The 15175-nt window shown below is 72.1% G+C and carries 13 protein-coding genes; 12 read left to right on the forward strand and 1 reads right to left on the reverse strand.

The window, feature by feature from the left end; genetic code table 11:
• Positions 1–6 precede the first annotated feature (6 nt).
• From fdhD to ACWY4P_RS11785, 8 genes are all read left to right on the forward strand, one after another.
• Positions 7–861 carry a formate dehydrogenase accessory sulfurtransferase FdhD gene (gene fdhD / locus ACWY4P_RS11750; protein WP_456210474.1) on the forward strand — a complete coding sequence of 285 codons (855 nt, stop codon included), beginning with the start codon at positions 7–9 and terminating at the stop codon, positions 859–861.
• 158 nt (positions 862–1019) lie between these two features.
• Entirely contained in the window at positions 1020–1604 is a 585-nt protein-coding gene (locus ACWY4P_RS11755; RefSeq protein WP_456210475.1) for a TetR/AcrR family transcriptional regulator, read from the forward strand.
• A 78-nt stretch (positions 1605–1682) separates the two neighbouring features.
• A complete protein-coding gene (locus tag ACWY4P_RS11760) occupies positions 1683–3050 on the forward strand; it encodes an MFS transporter (RefSeq protein WP_456210476.1) in 1368 nt (455 codons plus the stop codon).
• 78 nt (positions 3051–3128) lie between these two features.
• Positions 3129–3887 carry an SDR family NAD(P)-dependent oxidoreductase gene (locus tag ACWY4P_RS11765; protein ID WP_456210477.1) on the forward strand — a complete coding sequence of 253 codons (759 nt, stop codon included), beginning with the start codon at positions 3129–3131 and terminating at the stop codon, positions 3885–3887.
• A gap of 203 nt (positions 3888–4090) precedes the next feature.
• On the forward strand, positions 4091–5281 hold the full coding sequence (locus ACWY4P_RS11770; RefSeq protein WP_456210478.1) for a serine hydrolase domain-containing protein: 1191 nt from the start codon (positions 4091–4093) through the stop codon (positions 5279–5281).
• A complete protein-coding gene (locus tag ACWY4P_RS11775) occupies positions 5278–6501 on the forward strand; it encodes a serine hydrolase domain-containing protein (protein WP_456210479.1) in 1224 nt (407 codons plus the stop codon). Before ACWY4P_RS11770 ends, ACWY4P_RS11775 begins: the two co-directional genes overlap by 4 nt.
• Positions 6502–6548: 47 nt before the next feature.
• Positions 6549–6911 carry a MerR family transcriptional regulator gene (locus ACWY4P_RS11780; protein WP_456210480.1) on the forward strand — a complete coding sequence of 121 codons (363 nt, stop codon included), beginning with the start codon at positions 6549–6551 and terminating at the stop codon, positions 6909–6911.
• Between the two features lie 165 nt (positions 6912–7076).
• Entirely contained in the window at positions 7077–9041 is a 1965-nt protein-coding gene (locus ACWY4P_RS11785; protein WP_456210481.1) for an exo-alpha-sialidase, read from the forward strand.
• Positions 9042–9051: 10 nt separating this feature from the next.
• Here ACWY4P_RS11785 and ACWY4P_RS11790 read toward each other — a convergent pair whose 3' ends face one another.
• Complete coding sequence (locus tag ACWY4P_RS11790) at positions 9052–10098, reverse strand: bile acid:sodium symporter family protein (RefSeq protein ID WP_456210482.1); 1047 nt, start codon at positions 10096–10098, stop codon at positions 9052–9054.
• Between the two features lie 184 nt (positions 10099–10282).
• Between ACWY4P_RS11790 and ACWY4P_RS11795 the strand changes: the two genes are divergently transcribed.
• The 4 genes from ACWY4P_RS11795 (at position 10283) to ACWY4P_RS11810 (ending at position 15027) form a co-directional block, all read left to right on the forward strand.
• Positions 10283–11140, forward strand: coding sequence for a LysR substrate-binding domain-containing protein (locus ACWY4P_RS11795; RefSeq protein ID WP_456212891.1), 858 nt, complete (start codon positions 10283–10285; stop codon positions 11138–11140).
• A gap of 225 nt (positions 11141–11365) precedes the next feature.
• Positions 11366–13192, forward strand: coding sequence for an AMP-dependent synthetase/ligase (locus ACWY4P_RS11800; RefSeq protein WP_456210483.1), 1827 nt, complete (start codon positions 11366–11368; stop codon positions 13190–13192).
• A gap of 20 nt (positions 13193–13212) precedes the next feature.
• Positions 13213–13932 (forward strand): hypothetical protein, encoded by a 720-nt coding sequence (locus tag ACWY4P_RS11805; protein ID WP_456210484.1) that lies wholly within the window; start codon positions 13213–13215, stop codon positions 13930–13932.
• 261 nt (positions 13933–14193) lie between these two features.
• Positions 14194–15027: an aldo/keto reductase gene (locus tag ACWY4P_RS11810; protein ID WP_456210485.1), complete on the forward strand. Its 834-nt coding sequence runs from the start codon at positions 14194–14196 to the stop codon at positions 15025–15027.
• Positions 15028–15175: the final 148 nt, after the last annotated feature.

The raw sequence follows: 15175 nt of genomic DNA on the forward strand, positions 1-15175 counted from the left end.
ATCTATATGGGACGGGTCACCGAGCGCCGCCGCGTCATCCGCATCCGGGACGGCGCGGTCAGCACGCGCCCGGACACCCTCGTCGCCGAGGAGCCGCTGGAGATCCGGCTGAACGGAAAGCCGCTGGCGATCACCATGCGCACGCCGGGTGACGACTTCGCGCTCGCCGCCGGATTCCTGGTGAGCGAGGGGGTCCTGGGGCGGGCGGACGAGCTGGCGAACATCGTCTACTGCGCGGGGGCGACCGAGGACGGCTCCAACACGTACAACGTGGTGGACGTGAAGCTGGCGCCCGGCGTCCCCGTCCCCGACATCACCCTGGAGCGCAACGTCTATACGACCTCGTCGTGCGGGCTGTGCGGCAAGGCCAGCCTGGACGCGGTGCGCACCACGGCCCGCTGGCCGGTGGGCGACGACGGACACGCCCCGGTGCGGATCGCCCCGGAGACGCTCGCCTCCCTCCCCGACCGGCTCCGCGCCGCGCAGCGCGTCTTCGACCGGACCGGGGGGCTGCACGCGGCCGCGCTGTTCACGCCGGAAGGCGAGCTGCTGGACGTACGCGAGGACGTGGGCCGCCACAACGCGGTGGACAAGCTGGTCGGGCGGGCGCTGCAGCAGGGGCTGCTGCCGCTGTCCGGGGCCGTGCTGCTGGTCTCCGGCCGGGCCTCCTTCGAGCTCGCGCAGAAGGCGGTCATGGCGGGGATCCCGGTCCTCGCGGCCGTCTCGGCGCCCTCGTCGCTGGCCGTGGACCTGGCCGCCGAGACCGGGCTGACGCTGGTCGGCTTTCTGCGCGGCGCCTCCATGAACGTGTACGCGGGCGAGCACCGGCTTGCCCTGCGGACAGCGGCCGGCAGGGCCTGACACCGGTCTGCCCGCTGCACGGGATGACGGACCGGCCGGTGAGGAGCGCCCCCTGCGCCGGCCGGTCCTTCCCTCCTTGCCCCAACGATTGCCCCAACGATCTCACGCGGCGCGCCTTTTATTGACCGATCGTTCTCATTACATCTAGAGTCTGCGCCATGGCCAGGACCAAGGAATTCGACCCCGACGCGGCGCTGCAGTCGGCTCTTGAGCTGTTCTGGCGGCGCGGCTACGAAGCCACGTCGATGGCCGACCTCGTCGAGCACCTGGGCATCGGCCGCGCCAGCATCTACGCGACCTTCGGCAACAAGCACGAGCTGTACCTGAAGGCCCTGGACCGATACGCCGAGACACGCGACCCGCTCCTGCTGGGCGGCCTGTCCCAGCCGGGCCCCGCGCTGCCCGCGGTGCGGGCGCTGGTGCGCGGCTTCGCCGCCGAGGCCACCTCCCCGGAGGACCGGCGCCGCGGCTGCTTCATCACCAACAGCGCGGCGGAACTGGCCCCGCACGACCCCGCGGTGGCCCGGCGGGTCGAGATCAGCTGGGGGCATGTCGAGACCCCGCTGTACGCCGCGCTGATCCGCGCCCAAGCCCAGGGCGAGCTGCCCGAGGACCGCGATCCGCGCGCGCTGGCCCGGATGCTGCTCGTACTGATGCAGGGGCTGCGAGTGGTCGGCAAGGCGTCCGAGGACCCGGCCAGGGTCCGGGACGCGGCCGAGCAGGCGCTGGCCCTGCTGGACTGAGCCGCGCACACCAAACCCGGTCGAGCGCTCTTACGCATAGCCCAATAACAAACCGTTCGGTCAATAATCGGGGGATCCATGACCGCTACAGATGCCGCCCACGCCGCCACCGTCGGGCAGCGCGGCGCCTTCGCCCTGCTCGGCAGCGTCCAGGCCACACTGATCTTCACGCTCGCCGCGATCTCCGTACCGCTCCCCCGCATCGGGCGCGAATTCGGCCTCCAGCGCTCGGACCTGATCCTGCTGAGCGCCGCCTACGGGCTGACCTTCGCCGGGCTGCTGCTCTTCGGCGGGCGCCTGGCCGACCGGTACGGCGGACGGCGGACGCTCACCGCGGGGCTCGCGCTCTTCGCCGCCGCCTCGGCCGCCGCTCCGCTCGCCCCCGGCATCGAGGCCCTGCTCGCGACGCGGTTCGCGCAGGGCGCGGGGGCGGCGCTCAGCGCGCCCGCCGCCATGGCCGTGCTGCGCGCCGTCTTCCCCGCCCCCGCCGCGTACGGCAGGGCGATGGCGACCTGGGGCGGTCTTTCGGTGCTCGGCGCGACCGCGGGCAATCTGCTCTCCGGCGTCATCTCGACCCTGCTGTCGTGGCGCTGGAACTTCGCCGTACCGCTCGTGGTGGCCGGCGCCGCCCTCGCCCTCGCGCCGCGGCTGCTACCGGACACCAAGCCGTGCGGGGGCAGGGCGCTCGACCTCCCGGGCGCCTTCCTCGCCACCTGCGGCATCACCCTGGCCAGTTACGGGCTCGTGGTCACCGACGGCCACCCCTGGTCGTCGGCCGGCGTGCTCGTGCCGCTGCTCGCGGGGGCCGCGCTGCTCGCCGCGTTCTGGGGCGCCGAGCGCCGCGTCCGCGACCCGCTGCTGCCGCCCCGCTTCCTGCTCGACCGGCGGCGGGCGCTGGCGCTCTCGGCGATCGCGCTGACCGCCTGCGGGACCGCGATGACCTTCGTGACCCTCTCCCTCCACCTCCAGCAGGAGCGCGCCTGGTCGGCGCTGCGGACCTCGGCCGCCTTCGTGCCGTTCGCCGTCGCGCTGCTCGCCTCGGGGCGCGCGGCGGGGCCACTCATCGGGCGGTACGGGGCCCGGGCCGTGACCGCCGCCGGGCTCGGCGCGGGCGGCGCGGGGCTCGCCCTGCTCGCGCTCGGCGGGCTCGACGCGGACGCCCCGTACGCGTACGGGCTGCTGCCGGGTCTTGTGCTGCTGCCGATCGGTACGGCGGCCTCCTTCGCGGGCGCCGCCGTACTCGCCACCGACGGCGTGCCGCGGGGGCAGGCCGGGCTCGCGGGCGGCGTGATGAACACGGCGATGGAGTTCGGCCCGACCGTCCTGTTCGCCGTCCTGCTCACACTCGGCGGCGACGCCTCGTCCCTGGCCGCGACGGGGGCCGCCCTGGTGGCGCTCGCCGCCCTCACCGCGCTGAGCCGGCGCACTGAACCACTGCCGTCCTGAACCGCTGCCGTCCTGGACCGCTATGCCGCATCACCCGTCACCCATCACCTCACCCACCCATCTCTCAAGGAGTCACCCATGAACCGCTTCCCCGGCAAGACCGCGCTCGTCACCGGCGCGGGCTCCGGTCTCGGCCGCGCGATCGCGCTCGCCTTCGCCGCCGAGGGCGCGTCCGTGGTCGCCGCGGGGCGTACCGCGGCCACGCTGGACGAGACCGTCAGGCTCATCGAGGCCGTCGGCGGGACGGCCGCCGCCGTCGCGGCCGATGTCACCGACTCCGGGCAGGTCCGCGCGCTCGTCCGGGAGACCGTCACCCGGTTCGGCGGGCTGGACATCGCGGTGAACAACGCCGGGATCCTGCGCGGCACCGGGCCCGTCGGCGAGGTGAGCGAGGAGGACTGGGACGCGGTGCAGCGGACCAACGTCACCGGCGTCTGGCTGGCCATGAAGCACGAGATCGCGCACATGAAGGACCACGGCGGCGGCGCCATCGTCAACATCTCCTCCAACCTGGGCGTACACCACCGGATCCCCAACCTCGCCGCGTACATCACCTCGAAGGCGGCGGTGTCCGCGCTCACCCGCGCCGCCGCCCTCGACCACATCCCCCAGGGCATCCGCATCAACGCGGTCAGCCCCGGGGCCGCCGCCACCACGATGTCGCTGCGGCCCGGCGAGACGGAGGCCGAGCGGGCCGAGCGGATGAAGCGGGACACCCCGCTGGGCCGGGTCGCGGAGGCCGAGGAGGTCGCGGCCGCGGTGCTCTACCTCGCCTCGCCCGCGGCCGGCGCGGTGGTCGGCACGGACCTGGTCATCGACAGCGGGGCCTCGGCCTGACGGCTCGTCGGGGTAGGGCTGGCCATACCGGGGCGGTAGGGCTGGCGTGACCTTGGGACTAGGGCTGGCGTGATGGTCCCCGCACCGCCGGCTCCGGGATGGTGGTGAACATGAAAGCACCCGCTGTGACCTCCTCCGTCCCGACGTCCGCGCATAGGCTCCGACGGGGGCGACTCCATTCGAAGAAGCTCCGGTTAAGGGGCGTGGCCGCGGCCGCGGCGCTCGCCGTGGTCGCGGCCGGCGGCGTCGCGGCGGTCCCGGCCGCGGCGTCCTCGGACACCTCGCCCGGCCAGGAGGCGCTGCGGGCCGAAGTGGCCGAAACCCTGCGGGAGGCCGGGTACATCGGCATGTCCGTGGAGGTGCGCGACGGCCGTCGCCGGATACACGCCCGCGCGGGCGAGGCCGAGTTGCACACCGGCCGCCCGGTTCCGTACGGCGCCGACTTCCGGGCCGCCAGCGTCACCAAGACCTTCGTGGCCACCGTCGTCCTGCAACTGGTCGCCGAGGGGCGGCTGACGCTGGACGACACGGTGGACAAGTGGCTGCCCGGCGTCGTCAGCGGCCACGGCAACGACGGCCGCCGCATCACCATCCGGAATCTGCTCCAGCACACCAGCGGCATCTACAACTACGGCCTGGAGGAAGACCTGGGGGACACGGCCGAGGACTTCGAGCGGACGAAGCTCTACCACATCGATCCGGAGCAGAGCATCGCCGGAGCGATGCGGCACGACCCCGACTTCCCGCCCGCCGACCCGGACGACCCGGCACCGAAGTGGAACTACTCGAACCCCAACTATCTGCTCGCCGGCCTGATCATCAAGAAGGCCGCCGGGCGGCCCTGGGCCGACGAAGTGCGCGACCGCATCATCCGGCCGCTGGGGCTGAAGGACACCTACGAGCCCGGCGACGACCCGTATCTGAAGCAGCCGTACGCCCATACGTACCACCGCTTCCCCGGCTCCGGCCAATGGACCGATACCACTGTTCGAAATATCTCGTGGGCCGACGCCGCTGGGTCGCTGGTGACCAGCCAGCGGGACCTGGACCGGTTCTTCACGGCCCTGTTCGGCGGTCGCCTCCTGCCCGCCGCGCAGCTCGCCGAGATGCGCCGTACGGTCCCCGTGGGCGCCGACTTCGAGATGGCGTTCCCCGGGCTGCGGTATGGGCTCGGGCTGATGCGGCAGCCGCTGAGCTGCGGCGGATACCGCTGGGGCCACGGCGGTGACCTCGAAGGCGGCACGGTGCGGACGGCGTTCAGCGCGGACGGACGGCGGTCCGTGGTGATCAGTGCCAGCGGGACCACCTCGGACGACGAGCGGTTGCTCAGGGCCGAGAAGGCCGTACAGGCGCTTGTGGACCGTGTGATGTGCGGTGAGGTGGCGCGCCGATGAGCGCGGTGCGGCGGCGCCTGGCCGCGTCCCTGGCCACCCTGGCGGCCGTCGCCGCTCTGGCGGCGGCGGCCCCCGCCCAGGGTGAGGCCTACGCCCCAGCGGAGACCCACGCTCCGAGGAAGGGCGGCGCTCCGGGGATGGGCGGCGCGGAGGTGTTGCGGCGCGATACGGCGACGGTCCACGGGGCCGGGGTCGTGGGGGTCGCGGCCGTGCTGGACACTCCGTCCGGCACCGCGGCGGCCCGCGCGGGAGAGGCCGATCTGCGCACCGGCGCTCCCATGCGCACCGATGCCCATTACCGCGCGGGCAGCACGGTGAAGAGCTTTGTGGCCACCGTCGCGCTGCAGCTGGTGGGCGAGGGGCGGCTGGCGCTGGAGGACACGGTGGACAGGTGGCTGCCCGGCGTCGTCAGCGGCCATGGCAACGACGGCCGCCGCATCACGGTGCGGCAGTTGCTGCAGCACACCAGCGGGCTGCGCGGCTATACGAGCATCCGCGAGGTGTTCCCCGCGGGGTATTCCGCCCGGGGCTACTACGAGAACCGCTTCCGCCACTACACCGCCGGGGAGCTGGTGGCCGCCGCGGTGGGTTATCCCCCGAATTCCGAGCCCGGGGCGGCCTATCGCTACTCCAACACCAACTATGTCCTCATCGGAATGATCATCGAGAGGGTCACCGGACACCCCTGGCGCACGGAGGTCCGCGACCGGGTCATCCGCCCGCTGGGGCTCACCGGGACGTCCCTGCCGGGCGACCGCCCGTACCTGCCCGCCCCGTACGCCCACGGGTACCACACCTACTCGGAGGACGGGCGCCGCGTCGACACCACGGTCTTCAACTCCACGGCGGCCGACGCCTCCGGCGACCTGGTCACCACCCCGCACGACGTCAACCGCTTCTTCAGCGCGCTCATCACCGGCCGGCTGCTGCGCCCCGCCGAGTTCGCCGAGATGCGGCGGACCGTCCCGATACCCGACGAGCCGGGGCGCCGCGCCGGCCTTGGTCTGGAGACGACCCCGCTGAGCTGCGGCGGCTTCTACTGGCATCACGGTGGCAACGCCCTGGGCTACTCCAGCGAGAACGGCGTCACCACCGACGGGCGCCGCGCGGTGACCGTGTCGACCAACAGCTTCGACGAGTCCGACACGGCGGGGCAGGAGCGGGCCGACAAGGCCGTGAAGGCCCTCATAGACGACGCGCTGTGCGGTCGTGGCGGGTAAAGTCTGACACCAGCTGGAGGCTTAAGGGCGCAACGAGGGGACGTGGCATGCGCATCGGTGAACTGGCCCGGCGCACCGGGGTGAACGAGCGGCTGCTGCGCTACTACGAGCAGCAGGGACTGCTCCGGCCGAAGCGCCTGCCCAGCGGCTACCGCGTCTACCGCGAGTCCGACGTGCCCGCGGTGAACCGCATCCGCTCACTGCTCGCCGCCGGGCTGTCGACCGCCACGATCGCGCAGATCCTGCCCTGCCTGCGGGAGGAGGACGAGCGCCTGGTGCCCACCTGCCCCGACCTGATCGCACAGCTGCGGGAGGAGCGGGCACGGATGACCTCGGCCATCGAGGAGCTCGAGACCTCACGCTCACTGCTGGACTCGGTGATCATGGCCGGCCTGGCGACGGCTGGCTAGCGGCGCGCCGCTCGGCCCAACCCGCTTGGCTCGCACACGATCTGACGCACGGTCCTTGTCCGGCGCGGGGGCGAGACGGGACACTTCTCCGGCAGCACCCGATCAGACGTGGGACGTCTTGATGTCGTGATGTCCAGATGCCACTGAAAGGGCAGGTCGGTGACGATGGCGTCAGATCTTCGCGCTACACGCAAACGGTCCAGACCATGGCGGCGCCGCGCGTCGGCGTTCCTCGCCGCCGCGGCGCTGGCCCTGATCCCGATTCCGGTGCGGGCCGCGGAAGCGGAGTCATCCGCCGCCGCGGCCCGCACCGACTTCGAGCAGCAAGTTCTCTTCAAGTCTTCCCAGGACAGCGGATACTCGTGCTTCCGGATCCCGGCCATCGTGAAGTCGAAGGACGGCACGCTGCTGGCCTTCGCCGAGGGGCGGGTGGACAACTGCGGCGACGCCGGTGATATCGACCTGGTTCTCAAGCGCTCCACGGACGGCGGCCGCACCTGGAGCCCGCTACAGGTGATCAACAAGGGCGCCGGCGACACCCACGGCAACCCGGCGCCCATCGTGGACCAGCGCACCGGCCGCATCCTGCTCGCCAGTACGTACAACACCGGGCGCGACGACGCACAGGGCTGCGATGTGCCCTGTGACCGGACCCCGCACCTCCAGTACAGCGACGACGACGGCGCGACGTGGTCCACCCCGCGCGACCTGAGCGACTCGCTCCTGCCCGCCTCGTGGAACTCCTGGTACGCCACCGGGCCCGTGCACGGCATCCAGCTGACGCACGGCCGGCACCGGGGGCGGCTGCTCTTCACCGTCAACACCGAGAGCCACGACGGCACCCGGATCACCGCCAACCACGCCGCGCTGGCCTACAGCGACGACGGCGGTGACACCTGGCGCATCGGCGCGGTGGACAGCTGGCCGGTCGCGGCGGACGGCACCTTCCGCCAGAAGCCCTCCGAGATGACTCTGGTGGAGCGCGAGGACGGGTCGGTCTACGTCAACGGGCGCGAGCAGGACGGCACGGACCTCGGCCACCGCGACTTCGCCGTCAGCCGGGACGGCGGCGAGAGCTTCACCGGGCCGTTCCGCACCATCCCCGACCTGTACACCCCCCAGGTGCAGGGCTCGATCCTCCGGCTGCGGAGCGAGGACCGGGACGGCTACAGCCGCCTGCTGTTCGCCGCGCCCGCCGACCCCGACCGGCGCCGCACCATGATGGTCCGCTCCTCGTGGAACGAGGGCCGCGGCTGGGACGGCGTCGACCGCGGCAAGGTCGTGACCACCGACTGGTCCGGCTACTCGGACATGGTCGCCATCTCGCGTGACGAGGTCGGGCTGATGTACGAGGGCGGCGCGGTCGACGCCCGCGACGAGATCCGCTTCGCCCGCTTTACCGAGGACTGGCTCGGCCCGCGCCGCGGCCCCGACCCGACCACCTCCGACCGGGCGCCCGACGCCCGCCCGGCCACCGTGCTCGGCGGTCCGGCCCCAACCGAGGGGCGGTTCGGGCGGGGGCTCTCGTTCGACGGCACGGATGACGCCGTCCACGTCCCCTTCCGGCCCTCGCTGCCGCTGGGCACCCGCGACTTCACGGTGAGCCTGTGGTTCCGCTACACCGCCACCTCGGGCCAGCAGCCGTTCCTGTGGATGGGCGGCATCGGCAACCGGCAGCCGCAGGTGTGGCTGCGCGGCGAGCCCTCCAGCGGCCGGGTACGGGCGCTGATCACCACGGTCAACGGCACCGCCACCTTCACCAGCGCCTCGGTGAGCACCGACTCCGCGTACAACGACGGGCAGTGGCACCACGCCGCGCTCACCCGTGCCGGGGGCCGGCTGTCCCTGAGCGTGGACGGGGGCACGCCGTTCTCCACCGCCGATGTGCCCGGGCCGGTCAGCCGTACCTCGCCGTTCGGCATCCATGTCGGCGAGGCCGTCGACAGCCGCTCGCACCTGACGGGCGACCTGGACGAGGTGCGGATCTGGGGGCGTGCGCTGTCGGACAGCGAGCTGCGGCGGGTCCGTGAGTTCAACGCCACGCTGAACGGCCCGAACGGCCCGGGCGCCAAGGATTCCGCCGCGCTCGTACGGCTCCCCTTGGACCACGTCCGCCCCGCGGACGACTAGCGCCTGAGGCTCAGGCGCCGACCGGCGCCTGAGCCTCGTGCGGCTGGGCCGTCGCGGGGGTCGGCTCCGGGGCCACCGGCTCCGGAGCCGAGTCGGCGAAGCGCCGGGCCAGCACCGCGCAGACCATCAGCTGCATCTGGTGGAAGAGCATCAGCGGCAGCACGGCCAGGCTCGCCTGCGCCCCGAACAGCACGCTCGCCATGGGCAGCCCGGACGCCAGGCTCTTCTTCGACCCGGCGAAGACGATCGCGATCCGGTCCTCGCGGTGGAAGCCCAGCCGCCGGGAGCCGTGCCAGGTGAGCGTGAGCATCACCGCCAGCAGCACCGCCTCGACGGCCAGCAGCGCGCCCAGCCGCGCCAGGGTCACCTGGTGCCAGATGCCCCGGACCATGCCCTCGCTGAACGCGGCGTAGACGACCAGGAGGATCGAGCCGCGGTCGGCGTAGCCGAGGACCTTGCGGTGGCGGGCGACGAAGCCGCCGACCCAGGGGCGCAGCAGCTGCCCGGCGAGGAAGGGCGCCAGCAGCTGCAGGGCGATCTTCAGTATCGAGTCCGCCGAGATTCCGCCGCCCCCGCCGCCCAGCAACAGCGCGGCCAGCAGCGGGGTGACGACGATGCCGATCAGGCTCGAGAAGGAGCCCGCGCAGATGGCGGCCGGGACATTGCCCCGGGCGATCGAGGTGAAGGCGATCGAGGACTGGATGGTGGAGGGCACCAGGCACAGAAAGAGCAGGCCGGTGTAGAGCGGGTGCGTCAGCACATACGGCACCAGGCCGCGGGCGGCCGTGCCCAGCACCGGAAAGACCACGAAGGTGCAGGCCAGCACGGTCAGATGGAGCCGCCAGTGGCGCATTCCGTCCAGCGCCTCGCGGGTGGACAGCCGCGCGCCGTACAGGAAGAAGAGAAAGGCGACCGCGACGGTGGTCGCCCCGTCGGCGGCGGTCGCGGCGGGGCCGCTCGCGGGAAGCAGCGCGGCGAGGACGACGGTGCCGATCAGAGCGAGGATGAACCAATCCAGAGGAAGCCAGGACGGGAGGGTGATCTTACGGCGGTGCATGCGCTCGCTTTCTCGACGTTCTCGGCGTTCTCGGCGCTCTCGGCCGGCGCCCTGGCTTCTCGGCGCCCTGGGCGGCAGGGACGGATGCCCTCGCCAGCATGCTCTTGATCACCGCTATCGGGAATCCCACTGACCGCTCTGACTGTCATCGTGAACCGCGATGACCGCCGCCTACACTTGTGGTGTGTACGACCCCTCCCAGCTGCGCACGTTCCTCATGGTCGCCCAGACGCTGAGCTTCACCCAGGCCGGCCACCGCCTCGGCCTGCGCCAGTCCACCGTCAGCCAGCATGTGCGCAAGCTCGAGGACGAGGTCGGCCGGCCGCTGTTCACGCGCGACACCCACGGGGTGGAGCTGACCGAGGACGGCGAGGCGATGCTGGGCTTCGCCCGGACGATCCTGGAGGCGAACGAGCGGGCGGCGAGTTGGTTCCAGGGCACCCGGCTGCGCGGGCGGCTGCGCTTCGGCGCGTCGGAGGACTTCGTACTGACCCGGCTCCCCGAGATCCTGGAGGGGTTCCGCCGCGACCACCCCGAGGTGGACCTGGAGCTGACCGTGGAGCTGTCGGGCACGCTGCACGAGCGGCTGGCGGCGGGGAAGCTGGATCTGGTGCTGGCCAAGCGGTCCGAAGAACGGCCGGGGGGCCGGCTGGTGTGGCGGGACAAGCTGGTGTGGATCGGCGCGGAGCGGCTGCGGCTCGACCCCGACCGCCCACTGCCGCTGATCGTCTTTCCGCCGCCTGGCCTCACCCGGGCCCGGGCGCTGGAGGTGCTGGAGCGGCACGGCAGGCCCTGGCGGATCGTGTGCACGAGCGGCAGCCTCAACGGACTGGTCGCCGCGGCGCGTGCGGGCCTGGGGGTCATGGCGCATACGCGCGGCCTGATCCCGCCGGGCCTGGCGCGCATCCCGGACCGGGCCGGGCTGCCCGATCTGGGCCCGGTGGAGTTCGTACTGCTGCACGGGAGGCGGCAGCGGGACTCCGCGGCCCGGGCCGCGGCCGACCGGCTGGCCGCCGCGATCCTGGCGGGCCCCGTGCCCTGACCCACGCGCCGGCCCATGTCCTGACCCACGCACCGGCCCGTGTCCCGACCCGCGCCCCGGCCCGCGCACAAATCCGTGCCTGATGCATTGACCCGCGCCCCGAGCTGTGCCCTGATGGGAGAGATTCGGTGGAGAAAGTCGTCACACATGAGCCGCACAACGGGCTCATAGCCCCAGATCAGATACGGTCACGGCGCTGTGCGGAGCGCTTCAAGGAGCTAGTCATTGCGCGAGTTCACCGTCCCCCCGTTGACGAGCCCTCCGCAGACCGGAGGCCTGGCGGATCCCGTGTTCGAGCATGCGGACACGGATCCGGACCGGGTGGCGCTGGGGCGCAAAACGGAGGATGGCCAGTGGCTGGATGTGTCCTCGGGCGAGTTCCGTGACCAGGTGCTGGCGCTCGCGAAGGGGCTGCTGGCCCAGGGCGTGCGCTTCGGCGACCGCGTCGCCATCATGTCCCGTACTCGCTACGAGTGGACGCTGTTCGACTTCGCCCTGTGGTCCATCGGGGCGCAGAGCGTGCCGATGTATCCCACCTCCTCCGCCGAGCAGGTCTTCTGGATGCTGCATGACGCGGAGGTCTCCGCCTGTGTCGTGGAGCACGAGGACCACGCCATGACGATCGGCTCGGTGGTCGGGCGGCTGCCGATGCTGGCCCGGCTGTGGCAGCTGGACGCGGGCGCGGTGGACGAGCTGACCGCGGCCGGGGCGTCGGTGGACGACGAGGTGGTGCACCGCCACCGCAAGGCGCTCCAGCCGGAGAACCCCGCGACCATCGTCTACACCTCGGGCACCACCGGCCGCCCCAAGGGCTGCGTCATCACGCACGCCAATCTGATGGCCGAGTGCGACACCGTGGTCGCCCGCTACGAGGAGGTCTTCCACTCCAAGCGGGGCGACGAGGCCGCGACGCTGCTGTTTCTGCCGCTCGCGCATGTCTTCGGCCGGATGGTCGAGGTCGCCGCCATCCGCGGCCGGGTGAAACTCGCCCACCAGCCGAGCCTCACCGCGGCCGCACTGCTGCCCGATCTCCAGTCGTTCCGGCCGACGTTCTTCCTGGCCGTGCCGTACATCTTCGAGAAGGTCTTCGCCGCGGCCCGCAGAAGGGCCGAGGCGGAGGGCCGGCTCGGCCCGTTCGACAAGGCCGTGGACGTCGCGGTGCGGTACGCGGAGGCGCAGGAGGCCAAGGCCTTCGGCATCGGGCCCGGGCCGGGCGCCTCGCTGCGCATGCAGCACCAGTTCTTCGACAAGATGGTCTACAGCAAGGTGCGGGCGGCGATGGGCGGCCGGGTCCGGCACGCCTTCTCGGGCGGCTCGGCCATGGAGCGGCGGCTCGGACTGTTCTTCGCGGGCGCGGGCGTCACGATCTTCGAGGGGTACGGGCTCACCGAGACCACCGCGGCGGCCGTCGCCAACCCGCCCGACCGGACCCGCTTCGGCACGGTGGGCGTCCCGCTCCCGGGCACCACCGTGTACATCGAGGACGACGGCGAGGTCCTGCTGTCGGGCGACCAGATCTTCGACGGCTACCACGGCGACCCCAAGGCGACCGACGCCGTGCTGCGGGACGGCTGGCTGGCCACCGGTGACCTGGGCACCCTGGACGACGACGGCTATCTGACGATCACCGGGCGGAAGAAGGAGATCCTGGTGACCTCCAGCGGCAAGAGCGTCTCGCCGGTGGTCCTGGAGGAGCGGGTCAGGGCGCATCCGCTGGTCGCCCAGTGCATCGTCGTCGGCAACGACCGGCCGTATGTGGCGGCGCTGGTCACGCTGGACGCCGAGGCCGTCGCGCACTGGCTGACGATGCGCGGCCAACCGGAGCTGCCCGCGCAGGAGCTGGTCCGCGAGGCGGATCTGGAGATGGAGATCCGGCGGGCCGTGGTCGCCGCCAACACGCTGGTTTCCCAAGCCGAGTCGATTCGTACGTTCCGGATACTTGCCGCTCAGTTCTCGGAGGAGCATGGTCTCCTGACGCCTTCGCTGAAATTGAAGCGGAAGGCGATCGAGCAGGCGTATGCCGTCGAAATCGAGGCGCTCTACCATTCCTGAGCCGCAAAGGGGGCACGGAAATGATCGACATCATTCTCCCCGAACTTCCCGAGCGCGAGCTGGCACTGGTATCAGAGGAATTCTCCGGGCCTTCGGGCCATGTCCCGCGGCGGCCCGCCGCAACCGCGGCCGCCGCCCTGGCGGGGCGCGTCGCGCTGGGCGGGCCGTTGTCCGTGCCAGTGACGACGGAACTCGTGGGCCGGGTTCCGGAGCTGAAGGCGTATGTGGAATCGGAGGCCAACACGACAGACGAGGCAGAGAGCGCGGCCTACCACTTGGTGCATCTTTCGGTCAGCTGCGCGCGAGAAGCAGCCAATCCCCAACTGCATACGGTCAATCTTGATCTGACCCTCTCGGCCGAACCGGCCGGAAATCGCCGGGCCACCTTCCAGCCGGTGGCCTGGTCCATGACGCCGCTACAGCTCAGCGGGGAGGTCCGGGCCACCGGCCCGGCCCACCTCGGCCCGCGGCTGGGGTTCGTGGGGCAGGATCGAGCCGCGCGGGACGCACGGGTCTGTCTGGAGGCGCGGCGCGAGCTCAGGTCCGACCCGGGCTGGGAGATCCGCCGCACCCCCACGGCGAGCATCGGCGGCACCTACCGGCTGGCCATGGTGGTGCGGGCACCGCGCGCCACGGTCAGCCGGGCCGCCGTCGAGGTGGGCGCGACGGTGCGCGAAGGGCATGCCCTGCGGCGGTTCCGGGCGGAGCTCCCCGAACCGCTGCTGCTCGCCGCGGTGTGAGGATCCCGGCCTCGCACTGGCCGCCGAGTCCGCCCCGGTACCCCCTCCCGCGCGTTCTGGTCCGCGGTGGCCGAGTCGGTCGCCGCGGGCCGGGTGGCCGACGGCCGGCTGCGGGTGCCGGCCGCGGCCTGCCGTACATACCAGCGCGCCCGCCCCCACCTGCGGGAGAACCTGGTGGTGCTGCGCAGGAATGCGACTCGGCCCCAGCTCGTTGACATGGGAGATGTACGTACCCGTAATCGACGTAAGGATCGACCGCTCGTGAGCAAGGTCCCCTTCATCACCCTCAGCAACGGCGTCCGGATGCCCCAGCTCGGCTTCGGCGTCTGGCAGGTCCCGGACGACGAGGCGGCCGACGCGGTCCGCACGGCGCTCGACGCCGGGTACCGCAGCATCGACACCGCCGCGATCTACGGCAACGAGGAGGGCACGGGAAGGGCCATCGCCGCGTCGGGCATTCCGCGCGACGAGCTGTTCGTGACCACCAAGCTCTGGAACTCCGACCAGGGCTACGACTCCACCCTGCGCGCCTTCGACACCTCGCTGTCCAAGCTCGGCCTCGAGTATGTGGACCTGTATCTGATCCACTGGCCGCTGCCTGCGGTCGACAAGTACGTGGACACCTGGAAGGCGTTCGAGAAGATCTACGCCGAGGGCCGCGCCAAGGCCATCGGGCTCTCGAACTTCCACCCGACCCACATCCAGCGGCTGCTCTCGGAGACCGAGGTCGCCCCGGTCATCGACCAGGTCGAGCTGCACCCGCAGCTCCAGCAGGCGGAGCTGCGCGCCTTCAACGCCCGGCACAACATCGCCACCGAGGCGTGGTCCCCGCTCGGCCAGGGCAAGGGCCTGCTGGAGGACGACCGGCTGAAGGCCATCGCCGAGAAGCACGGCAAGTCCCCGGCCCAGGTGGTGCTCCGCTGGCACCTGGACCTGGGCAATGTGGTGATCCCCAAGTCGGTCACGTCGTCCCGCATCGAGGAGAACATCGACGTGTTCGACTTCGAGCTGGACGCCCAGGACCTCGCCACGATCGACGCGATGGACTCCGGCAGCCGCCTCGGCCCGGACCCGGAGCACTTCAACATGGTGTGATTCCGCGCCGCACACACGGCCGCGCCGCACACGGCCCGTCGAGCGCCCCGTCCTCTCCCGAGGGCGGGGCGTTCGCACAACCGCTGGATCGGCGGCGGCTGTTCGGGTGGCGTCGCCGTGCGCCGGGCCCCGGGCCGCCTCCGGCGGC

The organism is Streptomyces sp. LZ34, from assembly GCF_053890475.1.

Bases quoted from the DNA above. Each gene is read 5' to 3' on its own strand.
- fdhD (WP_456210474.1), top strand. From the start codon at position 7: ATGGGACGGGTCACCGAGCGCCGCCGCGTCATCCGCATCCGGGACGGC.
- ACWY4P_RS11755 (WP_456210475.1), top strand. From the start codon at position 1,020: ATGGCCAGGACCAAGGAATTCGACCCCGACGCGGCGCTGCAGTCGGCT.
- ACWY4P_RS11760 (WP_456210476.1), top strand. From the start codon at position 1,683: ATGACCGCTACAGATGCCGCCCACGCCGCCACCGTCGGGCAGCGCGGC.
- ACWY4P_RS11765 (WP_456210477.1), top strand. From the start codon at position 3,129: ATGAACCGCTTCCCCGGCAAGACCGCGCTCGTCACCGGCGCGGGCTCC.
- ACWY4P_RS11775 (WP_456210479.1), top strand. From the start codon at position 5,278: ATGAGCGCGGTGCGGCGGCGCCTGGCCGCGTCCCTGGCCACCCTGGCG.
- ACWY4P_RS11780 (WP_456210480.1), top strand. From the start codon at position 6,549: ATGCGCATCGGTGAACTGGCCCGGCGCACCGGGGTGAACGAGCGGCTG.
- ACWY4P_RS11785 (WP_456210481.1), top strand. From the start codon at position 7,077: ATGGCGTCAGATCTTCGCGCTACACGCAAACGGTCCAGACCATGGCGG.
- ACWY4P_RS11790 (WP_456210482.1), bottom strand. From the start codon at position 10,098: ATGCACCGCCGTAAGATCACCCTCCCGTCCTGGCTTCCTCTGGATTGG.
- ACWY4P_RS11805 (WP_456210484.1), top strand. From the start codon at position 13,213: ATGATCGACATCATTCTCCCCGAACTTCCCGAGCGCGAGCTGGCACTG.